16 protein-coding genes are annotated in these 17,773 nt (G+C 71.8%); 5 read left to right on the top strand and 11 right to left on the bottom strand.

Annotated features, from left to right (window positions below):
• The first annotated feature begins 94 nt into the window (after positions 1-94).
• Positions 95-760, top strand: a complete 666-nt coding sequence (locus tag OG788_RS23795; protein WP_406373295.1) for a response regulator — start codon at positions 95-97, stop codon at positions 758-760.
• Positions 761-840: 80 nt separating this feature from the next.
• Positions 841-1,293, top strand: a complete 453-nt coding sequence (locus OG788_RS23790) for a pyridoxamine 5'-phosphate oxidase family protein (RefSeq protein ID WP_406373294.1) — start codon at positions 841-843, stop codon at positions 1,291-1,293.
• Positions 1,294-1,401: 108 nt separating this feature from the next.
• Here OG788_RS23790 and OG788_RS23785 read toward each other — a convergent pair whose 3' ends face one another.
• Positions 1,402-2,961 (bottom strand): protein kinase domain-containing protein, encoded by a 1,560-nt coding sequence (locus tag OG788_RS23785; protein ID WP_406373293.1) that lies wholly within the window; start codon positions 2,959-2,961, stop codon positions 1,402-1,404.
• A gap of 305 nt (positions 2,962-3,266) precedes the next feature.
• Here OG788_RS23785 and OG788_RS23780 point away from each other — a divergent pair, with 305 nt between their 5' ends.
• The gene (locus tag OG788_RS23780; protein WP_351536288.1) at positions 3,267-4,886 is read left to right on the top strand and encodes a protein kinase domain-containing protein; all 1,620 of its coding nucleotides are present in this window, start codon (positions 3,267-3,269) and stop codon (positions 4,884-4,886) included.
• A 168-nt stretch (positions 4,887-5,054) separates the two neighbouring features.
• Here the strand turns inward: OG788_RS23780 and OG788_RS23775 are convergent, their stop codons facing one another.
• Positions 5,055-5,597 (bottom strand): bacterial proteasome activator family protein, encoded by a 543-nt coding sequence (locus OG788_RS23775; protein ID WP_037614800.1) that lies wholly within the window; start codon positions 5,595-5,597, stop codon positions 5,055-5,057.
• Between the two features lie 229 nt (positions 5,598-5,826).
• On the opposite strand from OG788_RS23775, the gene OG788_RS23770 reads away from it, so the two are divergent.
• Positions 5,827-6,345: a hypothetical protein gene (locus tag OG788_RS23770; protein ID WP_406373292.1), complete on the top strand. Its 519-nt coding sequence runs from the start codon at positions 5,827-5,829 to the stop codon at positions 6,343-6,345.
• On the opposite strand, the gene OG788_RS23765 is transcribed toward OG788_RS23770, so the two are convergent.
• The 7 genes from OG788_RS23765 to pdhA all read right to left on the bottom strand — a co-directional run bounded on the left by OG788_RS23765 (position 6,342) and on the right by pdhA (position 14,770).
• Positions 6,342-7,322 carry an NAD(P)H-quinone oxidoreductase gene (locus OG788_RS23765; protein WP_406373290.1) on the bottom strand — a complete coding sequence of 327 codons (981 nt, stop codon included), beginning with the start codon at positions 7,320-7,322 and terminating at the stop codon, positions 6,342-6,344. The genes OG788_RS23770 and OG788_RS23765 overlap by 4 nt on opposite strands.
• A 30-nt stretch (positions 7,323-7,352) precedes the next feature.
• Entirely contained in the window at positions 7,353-8,459 is a 1,107-nt protein-coding gene (locus OG788_RS23760) for a potassium channel family protein (protein ID WP_406373289.1), read from the bottom strand.
• 40 nt (positions 8,460-8,499) lie between these two features.
• Positions 8,500-9,948, bottom strand: a complete 1,449-nt coding sequence (locus tag OG788_RS23755; protein ID WP_406373288.1) for a molybdopterin molybdotransferase MoeA — start codon at positions 9,946-9,948, stop codon at positions 8,500-8,502.
• The gene (locus OG788_RS23750) at positions 9,945-10,958 is read right to left on the bottom strand and encodes a DUF6457 domain-containing protein (RefSeq protein WP_406373286.1); all 1,014 of its coding nucleotides are present in this window, start codon (positions 10,956-10,958) and stop codon (positions 9,945-9,947) included. The genes OG788_RS23755 and OG788_RS23750 overlap by 4 nt, the downstream gene beginning before the upstream one ends.
• 79 nt (positions 10,959-11,037) lie before the next feature.
• Positions 11,038-12,600 carry a dihydrolipoamide acetyltransferase family protein gene (locus OG788_RS23745; protein WP_406373285.1) on the bottom strand — a complete coding sequence of 521 codons (1,563 nt, stop codon included), beginning with the start codon at positions 12,598-12,600 and terminating at the stop codon, positions 11,038-11,040.
• A complete protein-coding gene (locus tag OG788_RS23740; RefSeq protein WP_266760679.1) occupies positions 12,600-13,604 on the bottom strand; it encodes an alpha-ketoacid dehydrogenase subunit beta in 1,005 nt (334 codons plus the stop codon). Before OG788_RS23740 ends, OG788_RS23745 begins: the two co-directional genes overlap by 1 nt.
• A complete protein-coding gene (gene pdhA, locus OG788_RS23735) occupies positions 13,601-14,770 on the bottom strand; it encodes a pyruvate dehydrogenase (acetyl-transferring) E1 component subunit alpha (RefSeq protein WP_406373283.1) in 1,170 nt (389 codons plus the stop codon). The genes OG788_RS23740 and pdhA overlap by 4 nt, the downstream gene beginning before the upstream one ends.
• Before the next feature lie 189 nt (positions 14,771-14,959).
• Here pdhA and OG788_RS23730 point away from each other — a divergent pair, with 189 nt between their 5' ends.
• On the top strand, positions 14,960-15,445 hold the full coding sequence (locus tag OG788_RS23730; RefSeq protein ID WP_266765773.1) for an Lrp/AsnC family transcriptional regulator: 486 nt from the start codon (positions 14,960-14,962) through the stop codon (positions 15,443-15,445).
• Positions 15,446-15,649: 204 nt separating this feature from the next.
• Here the strand turns inward: OG788_RS23730 and OG788_RS23725 are convergent, their stop codons facing one another.
• Both OG788_RS23725 and OG788_RS23720 read right to left on the bottom strand, forming a co-directional pair.
• Positions 15,650-16,240 carry a TetR/AcrR family transcriptional regulator gene (locus tag OG788_RS23725; protein ID WP_406373281.1) on the bottom strand — a complete coding sequence of 197 codons (591 nt, stop codon included), beginning with the start codon at positions 16,238-16,240 and terminating at the stop codon, positions 15,650-15,652.
• Positions 16,237-17,751 (bottom strand): 3-hydroxyacyl-CoA dehydrogenase, encoded by a 1,515-nt coding sequence (locus tag OG788_RS23720; RefSeq protein ID WP_406373280.1) that lies wholly within the window; start codon positions 17,749-17,751, stop codon positions 16,237-16,239. The genes OG788_RS23725 and OG788_RS23720 overlap by 4 nt, the downstream gene beginning before the upstream one ends.
• Positions 17,752-17,773: the final 22 nt, after the last annotated feature.

The raw sequence follows: 17,773 nt of genomic DNA, 5'->3' as shown, positions 1-17,773 counted from the left end.
GGGGGCCGGAACACCGGCACGTTATCCCGGCCACCCCTGGCTCGGGAAGAGTTCACTTGGGGCAATGCCCATGATCGTGTGTGACACTGACAGCGTGCGTGAAAACGGGAAAATCACCGTATTCCTCCTCGATGACCACGAAGTCGTCCGCCGCGGAGTCCACGAACTTCTCTCCTTCGAGGACGACATCGAAGTGGTCGGTGAGGCCGGCACGGCGGCCGACGCGCTGGTCCGGATCCCGGCCACCCGCCCGGACGTGGCCGTCCTGGACGTGCGCCTCCCGGACGGCAGCGGGGTGGAGGTCTGCCGCGAGATCCGCTCCGGGGACGACGCCGTCAAATGCTTGATGCTGACCTCGTACGCCGATGACGAGGCCCTTTTCGACGCGATCATGGCGGGCGCGTCGGGATATGTCCTCAAGGACATCCGCGGCACCGAGCTGCTCGCGGCCGTACGGGACGTCGCGGCCGGAAAATCCCTGCTCGACCCGGTGGCCACCGCCCGCGTCCTGGAGCGGCTGCGGGACGGAGGCGGCGCCAAGCGCGACGACAGGCTCGCCCGCCTCACCGATCAGGAACGCAAGATCCTCGATCTGATCGGCGAGGGGCTCACCAATCGCGTGATCGGGGAGCGACTGCACCTCGCCGAGAAAACGATCAAGAATTACGTGTCGAGTCTGCTGTCCAAACTGGGAATGCAACGCCGGTCGCAGGCGGCGGCCTATGTGGCGCGTATCCAGGCGGAACAGCAGCACCACTGAACGATTCGGGACTTTCGGCCCCGCTTTCGGGGGGCGGGCGCCTCTTTTTCCCTTCCCGCCGGTGCCGGAGATTGGGCGGTATGCCCATCGACGAACGCTCGACGACCGAGCGGCCCGCCGAAGAAGAGCCGGCCGTGGAACTCATCGGCCGCGCCGAATACGGCCGGGTGGCCACCAGCATGCGCGCACTGCCCTTCCTGGGCCTCGCCCGCCACATCGTGGTGGACGGCCGCATCCTGCTGCGCATGCCCCGCGCCTGTGGATACCACCGCGCGTGCGCCGGCAGCGTCGTCGCGTACGGCACCGACAACCTGGGCTCCGCGCGGCCGGGCGAGAGCCTGTGGACCGCGCAGGTCGTGGGCCGGTGCGACCCCGTCGAGCCGACCGCCGCCGAACTGGAGCTCTTCGGTCCCGCGCCGCGGTTCGTGGACGGCGAGCCGTTCGAGCCGGTCTATCTCGGCATCGCCCCCCAGTTCTCCAGCGTGCACTCCACGGACGGCGGCCGGGAACCCGGGCACCGGCACGCCCGGTGACCCGCGGGACGCCCGACGCAACGCGCGCGTGAAGCCCGTGGTGGGCCGCACGCGCGCGTGGGTGAGTGGGTGTGCCGGGCCGGATCCCTTCGGATCCCGCCCCCGCGGTCAGCCCAGGCTGTCCGCGTCGGGGGTGTTGCTGGCCGCCGGCTCGCTCGGCGTCGGCTCCTCCGTCACAGGAGGCGACTCGTCCGTCGGGTCCGCCGTGGTGGGCGCCGTCTTCGTGGGCTTGTCGGTCGGCTCGTAGGACGGCGGCTGGCTGGTCGCGCTTTCGGAGGGCTCGTACGACGGCGGGTAGTCCGTGTTGTCGCCGGTGTTGGTCGAGTCGTCCGACGTGTCGTCCGTGGAGTCGTCCGTCGCCTCGTCGCTCGGCTGCTTCGTGGAATCGTCGCCCTTGTCGGACTGCTTGCTCGTCGGCGACTGCGTGGTGCTGCTCCCCGTGCCCCCACCGCCACCGGTGTTGTTGAGCGCCAGAGCGACACCCGCCGCGATCGCGATCACGGCGAAGACCGCGAGGAGCCACAGCTTGCCGCGGCCGCCGCCCCTGTTGCCGTGCCCCTCGAAGCCGCCGTCGTCACCGCCGCCCCGGTAGGGCGGGATGAGCGGCGCCGGGATCTGCGTCGTTCCGGAGTCACCGGGGTGCGGCAGCGCGGCCGTGCCGGCGAAACCGGACGTCTGGCTGTGCAGCCCCTCGTGCAGGGTGACCGGGCCGGTGTTCCAGGCGCCGGTGTGGCTGCCGTGGTCGTACAGCATCTGCAGCGCGTACTGGACGAGGCCGCGCATCTCCTCGGCGGTCTGGAACCGGTCGTCCGGATCCTTCGCGAGGGCGCGCATCACGAGCCCGTCCAGCTCCGGCGGCGCCCCGTCCGAGACCTCGGACGGGGGCACCGGGATGTCCTGGACGTGCTGGTACACCACCGACAGCGGCGTCTCGCCGGTGAACGGGGGCCGCAGCGCGAGAAGTTCGTAGAGCAGACAGCCGGTCGCGTACAGGTCGGAGCGGTGGTCGACGGCCTTGCCGAGCGCCTGCTCCGGGGAGAGGTACTGCGGTGTGCCCATGACCATGCCGGTCTGGGTCATCGTCGACTGCGCGCCGTGCAGGGCGCGCGCGATGCCGAAGTCCATCACCTTGACCGCGCCGGTCTCCGTGATGATCACGTTCGCCGGCTTGATGTCACGGTGCACGATGCCGTGCTGGTGCGAGTAGGCGAGCGCCTCCAGGACACCGGAGACGATGATCAGCGCCTGCTCGGGCCCGGGGGCCTCGGCGTTGATCAGCAGATCGCGGATCGTGTGGCCCTCGACGATCTCCATCACGATGTACGGGACGACGCCGTGACCGACCACGTCCTCGCCGGAGTCGTACACGGCGACGACCGCATGGTGGTTGAGCCCCGCGACCGACTGTGCCTCGCGCGTGAAGCGGGCCTTGGACACGGGGTCCTCGGCCAGGTCGGAACGGAGCAGCTTGACCGCCACGGTCCGCCCGAGACGCACGTCCTCGGCGGCGAACACCTCGGCCATGCCGCCCCGGCCGAGTCTGCGTGTCAGCCGGTATCGGCCGTCGCCGACCAGCCCGCCGTTACCCCACATCTCCGGCGCATCTGACATACCGCCGCCAGTCGCCTCGGGGTCGGACGGGCCCTGAGCGCGCTGCTGCTGTGCCATCAGTCCTCGCCGTCGTTTCTGCCCGCGGTCTGCGCGGTGGTTGTTACGGTCTCCGTCGGGCCACGCTACAGGCTCCGCGCAGGGCGCCGGTCCGAGATGAGCGTGAGATGGACCGGCCATCAAACCCGTCACAGGTCCGTGCGTGCAAATTCCGTGTACCGGTCGTACGCCACCTGTAACGCTTCCGCGACGCTTCTTTCGCAGACGGTCACGGATCGGGCACCGAGCTTGACGTGTCCGTGCCCTCGGGCAGACTTGGCCCGGAATAAGCCAATCGATCACCAAGGCCGCGGGGGACGCAGAAGATGAGCCAGGACGGCGCACAGGGCCGGTACGCGGGGCGTGCGGTCGCCGGCGGCCGCTACCAGCTGCGCGATCTGCTCGGCGAGGGCGGTATGGCCTCGGTGCATCTCGCGTACGACTCGGTGCTCGACCGTCAGGTCGCGATCAAGACCCTGCACACCGAACTCGGCCGCGAGCAGGCCTTCCGCGAGCGCTTCCGCCGCGAGGCCCAGTCGGTGGCCAAGCTCACCCACACGAACATCGTCTCGGTCTTCGACACCGGCGAGGACGACCTCGACGGCATGACGACGCCGTACATCGTCATGGAGTACATCGAGGGCAAGCCGCTCGGCTCGGTCCTCGACGCGGACATCCAGCAGTACGGCGCGATGCCCGCCGACAAGGCCCTGAAGATCACCGCGGACGTGCTGGCGGCCCTGGAGATCAGCCACGAGATGGGCCTGGTCCACCGGGACATCAAGCCGGGCAACGTGATGATGACGAAGCGCAACGTCGTCAAGGTCATGGACTTCGGCATCGCCCGCGCCATGCAGTCCGGCGTCACCTCGATGACGCAGACCGGCATGGTCGTCGGCACCCCGCAGTACCTCTCCCCGGAGCAGGCGCTCGGCCGGGGCGTCGACGCCAGGTCCGACCTGTACTCGGTCGGCATCATGCTGTTCCAGCTGGTCACCGGGCGGCTGCCGTTCGAGGCGGACTCCCCGCTCGCCATCGCCTACGCGCATGTCCAGGAGGAGCCGGTCGCGGCCTCCTCGGTCAACCGCTCGCTGCCCCCGGCGGTGGACGCGCTGATCGCCCGCGCGCTGAAGAAGAACCCGAACGAGCGTTTCCCGAGCGCCGAGATCATGCGGGACGAGTGCCTGCGGGTCTCCCAGTCGTTCCAGGCGGCCGCGCCGAGCATCGTGCCGGGCGCCCAGACGCCGAGCGGCTCGGGCGTCGGCTCCGCCGTCTTCCCGCCCGTCGACCAGGGCACTCCGGCACCCGGCCCCGTGCAGACGCCGTACCAGCCGGGCCCGTACGGCGCGCCGACGCCCGCACCCGCGTACGGCTACCCGCAGCAGGGCGGCTACCAGACTCCGCCGCAGACCTCCGCGTACTCCCCGCAGCACGGCACGTCGACCCCGCCGCCCTACAACCTCACGCCCCAGCCCACGACACCCGTGTCGGGCGGCTCCGGCGGCAAGAGCAACAAGGGAGTCGTCATCGGCGCGATCGTCGTCGCGCTTCTGGCGATCGGCGGCCTGGTCACGGCGCTCACCCTGAGCGGCGGCGGAGACGACGACAAGGGCGGCGGCGGAGACGCCAGCAAGTCGCCCTCCGTGGTGGCGGGGCACCTGGGTCCGGACACGTCGAAGACGATCGACACCGACAAGTGCACCGACGCGACGGAGTCGTACGACGACCCGGACAAGATCCAGGTCCCGGACTTCCACTACAAGAACCTGACGTCGGTGAAGTCCTGCTTCCAGGCCGCCGGCTGGCAGATGAAGGTCACGCGCGTCGACGAGAACACGTACGGCGAGGACACGGTCATGGACCAGTTCCCCTCGGCGGGAACGGACGTCGACCCGAAGAACATGCCCGAGATCGAGCTCAAGGTGTCCTCGGGCAACCCCTCCTGAAGCGTCCCTGAGCATCGGCGCGGTCCGGGCACGCCCGGCAGCGGATTCGGGAACGGGCCCGGCACTTCGGTGCCGGGCCCGTTTCGGTCGGGGTGACCTTGATCCGCCGGATGACGGGACGGATGGGTGGCCTGCGTGGTTGCAGGCGCGGATCGGTGACCTGCGTGGTTACAGGTACGGTCCGCCGGAACGGCCTCCCGTGCGGGGATCCTCGTCGCCCTCCAGGCCGCCGACACCCGGCGGAAGGGCTCGGCGCATCTGCTCCAGCTGCGCCCTGGCCGCCATCTGCTGGGCGAACAGGGTCGTCTGGATCCCGTGGAAGAGTCCCTCGAGCCAGCCCACCAGCTGAGCCTGCGCGATACGCAGTTCCGCGTCGCTGGGGGTCCCCTCGTCCGTGAAGGGCAAGGAAAGACGCTCCAGTTCCTCCACGAGCTCGGGGGCCAGACCGTCCTCCAGCTCCTTCACGGAACTCGCGTGGATCTCCTTGAGCCGGACCCGGCTGGCCTCGTCGAGAGGAGCGGCGCGCACCTCTTCCAGCAGCTGCTTGATCATGCTGCCGATGCGCATCACCTTGGCGGGCTGTTCCACCATCTCCGTCACCGGAATCTCGCGGGAGTCCTCGTCCCCGGTGCCACCGAGAGCCATTCCGTCCTGGCCGACAACCAGGATCTGAGGGTTCTCCGGCGACCGTTCGTTCCTCGGCATCTCCATGCCGCCATTCTCTCGCACCCCTGCACTCCATCACGGTGGTGCCCCCCTTACACGGTGATCCACCACGTACGACGGCACACATCGCGATCCGAGGGTCGTTCGACGGCCTCCGACACGTGCGGACAGGGTCACTTTCTGTCGAGATGCCGGGATCACCACGTCATGTGAGGCTTGTTCCGTCGATCACGGCACCCGTCTTGGCGAACCGCACCGGGAGGGGGTCACCGGCGTGACTCCATGGCTCCGCACACTGCCCACGGCCGGGCTGCTGGCAGCCGCCCTGCTGAACGGCTCCGGCCACCTCGCGTACGCCGCCCCCGCGCGCTCCGGGACCGCCTCGTACGCCACCGCGCCCGTTCCGTCCGCCCGAGGGACCGCCGTCGCGGAGACGGAAGGCCCCGCCGCCACCGATCCGGCGAGGCCCACCCCCACGGCGGACCCCTCCCGCGCGGGCAGTTTCGCGGGCGAGGGGCGCTCGCGGCCCGGCCGCGCCGAGCCGGACCTCCAGGACGCCCCGGACGCCACGGACCTCCAGGACACCGGTCCCGGCACCGACGCCGGACTCACGGAGGCGAGCGTGGCCCCCGAGCCCTCACGGAACGACGCGGTCCCCGTCCAGCAGAACATCGTGGGCCCCGCTACCCCGCCCGAGCCGGTCCTGGAGATCCTGCCGCTGGGCAGTGGCCTGATCCTCATAGGCCTCGGCCTGGGACTGGCCTTCGTGGCCCTGCGCGTGCGCCGCCCTTAGGGAGCGACCAGCAGCACCTTTCCGATGTGACCGCTCGCCTCCAGTACCCGGTGTGCCTCCGCCGCCTCGCTCATCGGCAGCTTGCGGTCGACGACCGGACGTACGCGGCCGGAGTCGATCAGCGGCCACACGTGCTCCCGCACGGCCGCCACGATCGCCGCCTTCTCACTGAGCGGCCGGGCGCGCAGCGAGGTCGCGCTGACGGCGGCACGCTTGTTCAGGAGGGTGGCGATGTTCAGCTCCGCCTTGATGCCGCCCTGCATGCCGATGATGGCGAGCCGTCCGTTGACGGCGAGGGCGCGCACGTTCCGGTCGAGGTACTTGGCCCCCATGTTGTCGAGGATGACGTCGGCACCCGCCCCGCCGGTGGCCCGCTCGATCTCCTCGACGAAGTCCTGCTCGCGGTAGTTGATCAGAATGTCCGCGCCCAGCTCCGCACAGAAGTCGAGCTTCTCCTTGGTGCCGGCCGTGACCGCGACCTTCGCGCCGACGGCCTTCGCCAGCTGGATCGCCATGGTGCCGATGCCGCTGGAGCCGCCGTGCACGAGCAGGGTCTCGCCGGGGCGCAGGTGGGCGACCATGAAGACGTTCGACCAGACGGTGCAGGTCACCTCGGGCAGTGCCGCCGCCTGCTCGACGTCCAGACCCGCGGGCACGGGCAGCAGCTGCCCGGCCGGAACGGCGACCTTCTGGGCGTATCCGCCGCCCGACAGCAGCGCGCAGACCTCGTCGCCGACCGCCCAGCCCAGGACACCCGTGCCGACCTCGACGATGCGCCCCGCGCATTCGAGTCCGGGGTAGAGGGACGCGCCGGGCGGCGGGTTGTACATGCCTTGGCGCTGCAGCAGATCGGCACGGTTGACGGCGCCGGCCACCACCTCGACCAGCACTTCGCCCTCGGCCGGCACGGGATCGGGGACCTCGTCCCACACCAGCGCCTCGGGCCCACCAGGTTCAGGAATCGTGATCGCGTACATGAGAGGGACGCTACTCCTGGGAGATGACCGCTACTCCTGCGGCAGGGGCCGGATGCCCGGTGTCACCTGGGTGTTCCGAGTGACCCGCGCGATCGTGATCAGCCGGTCCATCAGCTGCAGGGTGCCGACCTCCGGATCGTCGTACCCGAGCACGCGATGACCTCGTACGACGCTGACCACCAGGTCGGTGGTCTCGCGGACGCCCATCCCCACCTCGGCCTTTATGACCGGCCGCTCGACGATGTCGAGCCCGCTGCCCTGGTGGATCAGATCCTCCATCACCATGCCCGCGGCGGGGCTGAGCACGGAGAGCCCGAGCAGCCGGCCTGCCGCGCTGGCGCTGGTGATGACCGCGTCGGCGCCGGACTGCTTGAGCAGAGGCGCGTTCTCCTCCTCGCGCACCGCGGCGACGATCTTCGCTCCTCGGTTGAGCTGCCGGGCCGTCAGGGCGACCAGGACCGCGGTGTCGTCCCGCTGGGTGGCGATGATGATCTGCCTCGCCTTGTGGACCTCGGCGCGCAGCAGCACATCGCTGCGAGTGGCGTCGCCGATCACTCCCGCGTATCCGTCGGCCGTCGCCGCGTCCACCACCCTGGGGCTCGGGTCGACGACGACGACCTGCTCCTTCTTCAGCCCGGTCGCGCAGACGGTCTCGACGGCCGACCGTCCCTTGGTTCCGAAGCCGACAACGACGGTGTGATCCCTCAAGGCCGCCCTCCAGCGGTTCAGGCGCCACTCCTCACGGGTGCGTTCCGTGAGGACCTCCAGCGTGGTGCCGACCAGGATGATCAGGAAGAGCACCCGCAGCGGCGTGATGATCAGGATGTTGATGAGCCGGGCGATATCGCTGGTCGGGGTGATGTCGCCGTAACCGGTGGTGGAAAGGGTGACCGTCGCGTAGTAGAAGGCGTCGAGCAGGTCGACGCTCCCGTCCGAGTTGTCGGTGTAGCCGTCCCGGTCGAACCAGACGATGAGCGCGGTGGAGACCAGCACCAGCAACGCCATCACCAGCCGCTTGGCGACCTGCCGGAGCGGACGCTCCACGACCTTCCGCGGCAGTTTCACCTGGTGGGTCACGAGATGCTCGTCCGCCTGGCGGGCGATCGCATCCTGGCCCGGAAGTTTCACGTGAAACACACCCCGTTCGGATTCATGCCGCTCCCGCCCTCGGTCCGGCTCAGATGAAGCACGCGTCGATCCCCGCGGTGGCCCACGGCAGATCGATGAGTTCCAGCTCCTGGCCGGCTCGCGCACCGCCCGGCGGGACGACCGCGAGCGCGTCGGCGGCGGCGATGCCCCGCAGCATCGCCGGGCCGTTGTAGTGCAGCGGCGCGGCCCGGTCGCCGCGCAGCGAGACGGGGACGAGCCGGGTGTCGTACGGGTGCCCCTGCACCGCTTCCTTGAGAGGCAGCGTGTACGAGTCCGGGGCCGCGCGACCGGCCAGGGTGCGCAGCAGCGGCTCGGCGAGCGTGAGCAGCCCGGAGACGGCGGCCAGGGGGTTGCCGGGCAGGCCGACGAGATGCTGGTTCTCCTGGGTGCGGGCCAGCAGCATCGGATGTCCCGGCCGCACCTTGACGCCGTCCACCAGGAGTTCGGCGCCGATGCGGCGCAACGTGGGGTGGACATGGTCGACGGGGCCCGCCGCGGTGCCGCCCGTGGTGACGATCAGGTCGGCCCGGGAGCCGGTGATCGCCTTGTGCAGCGCCTTGGCGTCGTCGCCGAGCCGGCGCACCGCGACGACCTCGACACCGAGGGCCCGCAGCCACGGCGGCAGCATGGGTCCGAGCGCGTCCCGGATCAGCCCCTCCTGGGGCAGTCCCTCGGTCAGCAACTCGTCACCGAGCACGAGAACTTCGGCGCGCGGGCGGGGAACGACGGCGAGCGTGTCGTACCCGGCGGCCGCCGCGAGACCCAGCACGGCCGGGGTGACCAGCGCTCCGAGCGGCAACAACTGGTCGCCGCTGCGGCACTCCTGGCCGCGCGGGCGGATGTCCTGCCCGTGCGCGACCACGCGGGTCCCCCGTGAACGGGCGGAGCCGGGTTCCTGAGCGTCGCCCTCGTGCAGACGCCCCTTGGCGTCGAGGCGGCCGTGCTCGCTGCGCAGGACGGCGGTCGCGTCCCTCGGGACGCGGGCCCCGGTGGCGATCCGCACCGCCTCGCCGTCGGTGAGCCGCTCCGGCGCCGCCTGCCCGGCGAGTAGGCCGTCCTCCCGTACCTCCCAGGGCCCGGGTCCGGCGACCGCCCAGCCGTCCATGGCGGAGGTGTCGAAGGAGGGAAGGTCGGTGAGCGCGGTCAGGGGGGCGGCGAGGACGAGGCCGAGAGCGGCGTCGAGGGGGACCGGGACGGGGGTGCGGCGGGGCACGGAGCGGGCGGCCCGCTCCGCGACGGCCCGGGCCTCGGGCCACGGGGTGGCCCGGTGGGGGGTGTGCCCGCCCGTGCCGCCGTCCCGCGCGTTGGGCGCGGGGACCGCCGCCTTGTCGGTTCCCTGGGGGTCCGCGGCGGTGCTGTCCGCTCGGCCGGGCTCACCGGACGCGCGGACACCGGCCTTCTTGACCAGGGCGAGCGCTTCCTCGACGTCGAAGTCGTCGGCGTCCTGGCTGTCCCGGGTGGAGCGGGCGGCGGTCATCCGGCGTCCGGTCCGGTGTCGGTGGCGGGCTTCGCGCCGTCGGCGGCGTCCGGTTTCGGGTCGGGGGTGTCCTCGTCGGCCCAGCGGAGCGCGAGCGCCGTGGCCTTGCGGGAGGCCTCGGCGACAGCTTCCGGTCCGCCACCGGCCCGTGCCGCCGCGTATCCGACGAGGAACGTCGTCAGCGGCGCGGCGGGCCTGGCCACCCCATGTGCGGCGTCGCGGGCCAGGTCGAGCAGAACGCCGATGTCGACGTCCAGGTCGATGTCCAGCTCGTCCTTGACTGCGGAAATCCATTCATCCAACACGTGCCCATGCTCCCTGATGCGTGCTCGAGCGGTGGCGATGTCGTCCCAGGTGTCGCAGTCGAAGGACGCGACGGGATCGGAGAGACGAGTGAGGTCGAGGGCGGCGACGAGCCGTCGCAGCGGCAGTCCGCCGAGTCCGCCGTGTGCGGCGGCGAGCACGGTCAGCTCACGGCGCAGCGCGTCCGCGCGGTAGACGGCCACGAGGGGCTGATCGCGCCCGTCGGGGTCGGTGAGGAGCACGCCGTCGGGGTGGCCCGGGTGGTCGTTCCCGGAGGCGGGCGGGGTGCGGTGCGTGCCGTCGTCCCGGAGGGTGTCCAGCAGGCGCCGTACCGTCCCCGCTTCCAGGAAGGGCAGATCGGCCGAGAGCACGACGACGTACGGCGCGGTGGTGTGCCGCAGTCCGGCGTCCAGCGCGGCGAGCGGTCCCCCGCCCGGCGGATCCTCGCGGGCCCACTCCACGGGGCGGGCGGTGGCCCTGCGTTCGGCCACGACCACCGTGCGGGTGGCACCGGCGCACGCGGCCAGCACCCGGTCCAGCAGTGCCCGGCCGCCCACCCGGACGCCGGGCTTGTCCGCGCCGCCGAGCCGCCGGGCCGCACCGCCCGCGAGCACGACGGCGTCGTACACGGCATCGGCACCGGGGGTGCCCGGCGGGCCGGAGGCGCCCGGTCGCCCGGTCGCGCCCTCGGACTCGTACGCGGTCATCCCCCGAGTATGGGCGCCCGAAGGATCATTGCCACCCCCGGGCACAGCATGTGGACGGGGGTGATCGGACCCGCCGGGGCTACAGGGTGCGCAGCAGCACCGCCGGCTGTTCCACGCAGTCCGCCACATAGCGCAGGAAACCGCCCGCCGTGCCGCCGTCGCACACCCGGTGGTCGAAGGTGAGCGAGAGCTGGACGACCTGACGCACCGCCAACTCCCCCTGGTGCACCCAGGGCTTGGGGATGATGCGGCCGACGCCGAGCATGGCCGCCTCGGGGTGGTTGATGATCGGTGTGGAGCCGTCGACGCCGAACACGCCGTAGTTGTTCAGCGTGAAGGTGCCGCCCGTGAGGTCCGCGGGCGTCAGCTTCCCGGTCCGGGCCGCCTCGGTCAGCCGGCCGAACTCCGCGCTCAGCCCCTCCGCGTCCCGCGTGTGCGCGTCCCGCACGACGGGAACGACGAGCCCCCGTTCGGTCTGGGCCGCGAAGCCCAGGTGCACCTGGTCGAGCCGGACGATCTCGCGGGCGTCCATGTCGACCGTCGAGTTGAGCTCGGGGAAGCGGGCCAGCGCGGCGGTGCAGATCCGGGCCAGCAGGGCGAGCAGGGAGATCTTCGGGCCACCGGCCGCGTTCATCGCCCTGCGGGCCTGCATCAGTTCCGTCGCGTCGGCGTCCACCCAGCAGGTCGCGTCGGGGATCTCGCGCCGGCTGCGCGAGAGCTTGTCGGCGACGGCACCGCGGACACCCCGAAGAGGGACACGGACACCCTGCGGAGTGGCGCCCCGGGACACGTCGGCCGCACCGGGCACGACCGACGCGATGTCCGCGTGCGAGGACACCGAAGCGGGCGCGCTGCCGTACGAGGGCGCCGCGAAGGTCGCCTCGGAGCCGAGCCCGACCGCCGGGGCGGGGTGCGGCTCCATGTCGGCGGACGACCGCAGCCGACCGGTCGCCGCCGCGCGCAGCGCGTACTCGACGTCGGCCCGCAGGATGAGTCCCTCGGGGCCGGAGCCCTCCAACTCCCGCAGATCCACGCCGTTCTGCCGGGCGAGCCGGCGCACCAGGGGCGAGATGACCGGCACGGGACCGTCACCCCGCGTGGCGGTGACGCCGTTCCGGGCGGCCTCCGCCTGGCCTGCCGCAGCCGAAGGCGCGGCGGCGACGGGCTCGGGGCGGACCGGCTCGCGCCGGCCGGCCGGGGCACCCGTGCCCGCCGGGGACGGAGCCCCCGCCGGCGCACCGGCCGCCCGTCGGCCACCGGCCGCGGTACCGCCGGAGGGCCGTACCCTCCTGCGCCGAGCCGGGGGCGCAGCCGTGCCGTAACCCACCAGCACGTTCCCGGAGCCCTCGTCGTCCTTGTCGTCCTTGTCGTCCGTTGCGGCACCGCCGGTGTCCGGCGTGCCCACGGCGACGGTCAGCAGCGGTGCCCCCACGGGCAGTTCCGTGCCCTCCTCGCCGAAGCGGGCGGTGACCACGCCGCCGTACGGGCAGGGGACCTCCACCATCGCCTTGGCCGTCTCGACCTCGACGACGAGCTGGTCGACGGCGACGACATCGCCGACCTCCACCAGCCAGCGGACGATCTCCGCCTCGGTGAGTCCCTCCCCGAGGTCGGGGAGCTTGAACTCCAGCACCTGTGCCATCAGCTGTCCGCCTCCCACTGCAGACGCCCCACGGCGTCCAGGATCCGGTCGACACCGGGCAGGTGGTGCCGCTCCAGCATCGGCGGCGGGTACGGGATGTCGAATCCCGCGACGCGCAGCACCGGTGCCTCCAGGTGATGGAAGCAGCGCTCCATGACGCGGGCCGCGATCTCCCCGCCCGGGCCGCCGAACCCGCCCGACTCGTGCACGACGACCGCTCGTCCGGTCCGTCGCACCGACGCCGAGACCGTCTCGTCGTCGAACGGCACCAGCGAGCGCAGATCGACGACTTCGAGGTCCCAGCCCTCGGCCCGCGCCGCCTCGGCGGCTTCGAGGCAGACGGGTACGGACGGCCCGTACGTGATGAGCGTGGCGCTCCGGCCCGGGCGCCGCACCACCGCGCGGCCTATCGGCTCAACGGCCGGCGGCTCGTCCGGGTTCCAGGAGTCCTTCGACCAGTACAGCCTCTTGGGCTCCAGGAAGACGACCGGGTCGTCCGAGGCGATGGCCTCGCGCAGCAGTCCGTAGGCGTCGGAGACGGTCGCGGGCATGACTACATGGAGACCCGGGGTCGCCATGTAGTAGGCCTCGGAGGAGTCGCTGTGGTGCTCGACGCCGCCGATGCCGCCGCCGTAGGGGACGCGGATCGTGATGGGCAGCGGCATGGCGCCCCGGGTGCGGTTGCGCATCTTCGCCACGTGCGAGATCAGCTGCTCGAAGGCCGGGTAGGCGAACGCGTCGAACTGCATCTCCACGACCGGCCGCAGGCCGTACATGGCCATGCCGACCGCCGCGCCGAGGATGCCCGCCTCGGCGAGCGGGGTGTCCGTGCAGCGGTCCTCGCCGAACTCCTTGGCGAGCCCGTCGGTGACCCGGAAGACGCCGCCGAGGGTGCCGACGTCCTCGCCCATGACATGGACGGCCGGGTCGGCGGCCATGGCGTCGCGCAGGGCGCGTCCGAGCGCCTGCGCCATGGTGGCCGGCTTGAGGGCAACGGTGGTCATCGCCCGGCTCCTTCCGGGCCGTGCGGGCCCGCTCCGTGCGAGCCGTCCGCCTCGGCGTCCAGCTCCGCTCTCAGCTGGCTCTCCTGCTCAAGCAGTTGAGTAGTGGGTTGGGCATACACATGGGCGAACAGGTCCATGGGGTCGAGCACCGGGTCCATGTTCATGCGCTCACGCAGGTCCGCGGCCATCGTCTCGGCGTCGTCGCGCACCGCCTTCAGGGCGGCCTCGTCGAGCAGACCGCGCTCGGTCAGCTCGCGCTCCAGAAGCAGGATGGGGTCGTGCCCGCGCCAGGTCTCGACCTCGGAGTCACCGCGGTAGCGGGTCGCGTCGTCGGCGTTGGTGTGGGCGTCGATGCGGTACGTCACGGCCTCGACGAGGGTGGGACCGCCGCCCGCCCGCGCGTGGGCGATGGCCTCGCTCAGGACCTGGTGCACGGCCGCCGCGTCGTTGCCGTCGACCAGGCGGCCCGGCATCCCGTAGCCGACGGCCTTGTGGGCCAGCGACGGGGCGGCGGTCTGCTTGGCGAGCGGGACGGAGATGGCGAATCCGTTGTTCTGCACGAGGAAGACGACGGGCGCCTGCCACACGGCGGCGAAGTTCAGCGCTTCGTGGAAGTCGCCCTCGCTGGTGCCGCCGTCGCCGACCAGGGCGAGCGCGACCACGTCGTCGCCCTTGAGGCGGGCGGCGTGCGCGAGGCCCACGGCGTGCGGGAGCTGCGTCGCGAGGGGGGTGCTCAGGGGGGCGATGCGGTGTTCGTGCGGGTCGTAGCCGGTGTGCCAGTCGCCGCGCAGAAGAGTGAGGGCCTGGACGGGGTCCAGGCCGCGGGCGACGGCGGCGAGGGTGTCGCGGTAGCTCGGGAAGAGCCAGTCACGCTCCTCCAGCACGAGCGCGGCGGCGACCTCGCAGGCCTCCTGTCCGGTGCTGGAGGGGTACACGGCGAGACGGCCCTGCTTGGTGAGGGCGGTGGCTTGAACGTTGTAGCGGCGGCCGCGCACCAGCTCCGCGTGCAGACGGCGCAGCAGGGCCGGATCGACCTGCGCGGCCGCGTCGGTGCCGAGGACGCGGTGGGGCAGCGCGTCGGGCAGCAGCGGCGCAGGGTCGGTGCGGGGCTGCCAGGCGGGCGGCGGCGTGGGCCGGTAGGCCCCTCGCTGCTCCATGACCGTCATGACGGCACCTCCTCGTGGGAGCGGCTTCAGACGCGTCACGGATGTGACGCCCCTCACCTACCGATTGTTCGGTCGTCGGCACATTTTGGCTACAGGCACCGCCAGGCTGTGGACAAACGGTTCTGCAGAGCCTGAGATGGACGCAGTACGTCCATGGTAGGGAGGCGGGGGGACATGGCACCTGAACAAATGGCCGAGCCGCCGGAGGCCGGCCCCGTCGCGCCGCCCGCCCGTCCGCTCGACGCGATCGACCAGGACATCCTGCACATGCTCCAGGCGGACGGCCGTGCCTCCATCCGTTCCGTGGCCGAACGGGTCCATGTGTCGCGGGCCAACGCCTACGCGCGGATCAACCGGCTCATCGAGGACGGCGTGATCCGCGGCTTCGGGGCACGCGTCGACCACGAACGCGCCGGTCAGGGCACGTCGGCGTACATCACCCTCAAGATCGTGCAGAACTCCTGGCGCACGGTGCGGGAGCAGCTGAGGGTGCTCCCCGGGGCCTCGCACATCGCTCTGGTGGGTGGCGACTTCGACGTACTTCTCCTGGTGCACACGCCGGACAACCGGGCGCTGCGCGAGCTGGTGCTCACCCGTCTCCAGTCCATCCCGGAGGTGCTCAGCAGCCGGACGCTGCTGGTCTTCGAGGAAGAGGACCTGGAACCGGAGGGCTGAGGCCGCCGGACGTGCGGGGGCGCACGACTCCTGCCGGAGCTCCGGACCTGCCGGGAGCCCGGATCCACCGGAGCCCGGGCCTCCCGGAGTCCCGGGCTCGCGGGCTCCGGGGCCTCGCGGGCTCCGGGGGCTCCCGGGCCTCCCGGGCCTCCCGACACCCTCACGATTCCGCCGGAGCCTTGACCTGCCGGGCTCCCGACACCCTCACGACTCCTGCCGGAGCCCTCCGAAGACCAGCACCACCACGGCGTCGGCCACTTCCCGCGCGCCCATGCCGCGCGCGTCGGGCCGGTACCACTCGACGAGCGAGTTGATCATCCCGAAGACCAGCCGGGTGGCGAGCCGGACCTCCACGTCGCCGCGTACGTCCCCATCGGCGGCCGCGGCCTTCAGGAGCTCGGCGACCCTGTGGTCGAAGTCGCGGCGCCGCTCCAGCGCCCACCGCTCGGCGCCCGTGTTGCCGCGCACCCGCAGCAGCAGCGTCACGTAGGGCAGCTCGGAGGTGAGCACCTCGACCATGCGCCGTACGACGTACTCCAGGCGCTCCACGGCACGCCCCACGCACGCGTGCTCCTCGTCGAGGATCCCGAAGAGACCGTCCAGCGCCCGGCTCACCGCGCGCCGCAGCAGCTCCTCCTTGCCCGCGACGTGGTGGTAGATCGACGACTTGGAGATGCCGGCCGCCTTGGAGAGGTGCTCCATGGAGGTGCCGTCGTACCCGCGTTCGTTGAAGACCTGGACAGCGACCGAGAGCAGCGTCTCGGGGGTGTACGTGTCCCGCTTGGCGGTGGTCACGAGGTACCCTCCCGCTTCTGGTCGGCGTAGGCGTGGCGGTACAGCGCCAGCGACGGCGCGTAGCGCCCGGAGGGGTCGCGTACGTGCATTTCGTCCAGGACGTCGTACGACCAGTTCGTGCCGAGCCTGCGGCTCCACTCGAAGGGGCCCAGGGGGTAGTTGACGCCGAGGCGCATCGCGGTGTCGATGTCCTCCTCGGTGGCCACGCCCTTGGCGACGGCGTCGTACGCGAGATCGACGATCCGGGCCACCGTGCGGGCGACGATCATGCCGGGGCAGTCGCCGATGACACTGACGTCCTTGCCGAGCGCCTGGAAGAGGCCGATGGCCTCGGAGAGCGTCTCGGGAGCGGTGTCCTGGGACGCCGACAGGGCGATCCGGGTGGCCTTGCGGTAGTCGAGCGCGAGGTCGAAGTAGACGACGTCGCGGAATTCGACCGAGGTCTGGCCGTCGGCGAGGACCAGCTGGCCGCCGCTGGGCAGGACCAGGCGGGTGCCGTGGTCCTCCTCGTCCTCACGGACCCGGATGCCCGCTTCGCGGATCAGGTCGAGGAGCTCGGCGGCGGGGCCCAGGTCGCCCTCCACGACGACGTACGCCGGTGCCTGCGCCTTCTCCGCGGTGTGCGGCTCGTCCCGCTCGGCTTCGACGCCGTAGTCGTACCAGCCGTGTCCCGTCTTGCGGCCGAGCCGGCCCGACTCGACGAGCCGACGCTGCGCGAGCGAGGGCGTGAAGCGCACGTCCTGGAAGAAGGACTGCCACACGGAGTGCGTGACGGACTCGTTGACGTCCTGGCCGATCAGGTCGGTGAGCTCGAAGGCGCCCATCCGGAAGCCGCCGGACTCGCGCAGGACCGCGTCGATCGTGGCGGGGTCGGCGGCCTGGGACTCGTGGACCGCGAAGGCCTCGGCGTAGAAGGGCCGCGCAATGCGGTTGACGATGAAACCGGGGGTGTCCGCGCAGGCGACGGGAGTCTTGCCCCAGGCGCGGGCCGTCTCGTACGCGCGCGTGGCCGACGTGACGTCGGTCGCGAACCCGGAGACGACCTCCACGAGGGGCAGCAGCGGCGCCGGGTTGAAGAAGTGCAGCCCGACGAGGCGCCCCGGGTTGCGCAGAGCGCCGCCGATGGCCGTGACGGACAGCGAGGAGGTGTTGGTGGCGAGCAGGCAGTCGTCCCCGACGATGTCTTCGAGGGCGCTGAACAGCTGCTGTTTCGCGTCGAGTTGTTCGAGTACCGCCTCGACGACGAGTACGCAGTCGGCGAGGTCGGTGAGGCTCGTGGCCGGGTGGAGCCGGGCGCGTGCGGCGTCCCGGTCGGCGCCGGTGAGCCGGTCCTTCGCGACGAGCCGGTCGAGACGGGCGCCGATCGCCTCGGCCGCCGCCCCGGCCCGCCCGGGAGCCGCGTCGTAGAGCCGCACGGGGTGGCCCGCCACCAGCGCGACCTGGGCGATGCCCTGGCCCATGGTGCCGGTACCGACGACTGCCACGGGGCTGCTGAGGTCGAGTGCTGTCATGTGCGCGATCCTCCCGCACGCC

Source organism: Streptomyces sp. NBC_00647, assembly GCF_045207245.1.
Taxonomy (GTDB): domain Bacteria; phylum Actinomycetota; class Actinomycetes; order Streptomycetales; family Streptomycetaceae; genus Streptomyces.
The sequence above is the reverse complement of the archived record's forward strand: the minus strand, read 5'-3'. Positions and strand labels throughout refer to the sequence as shown.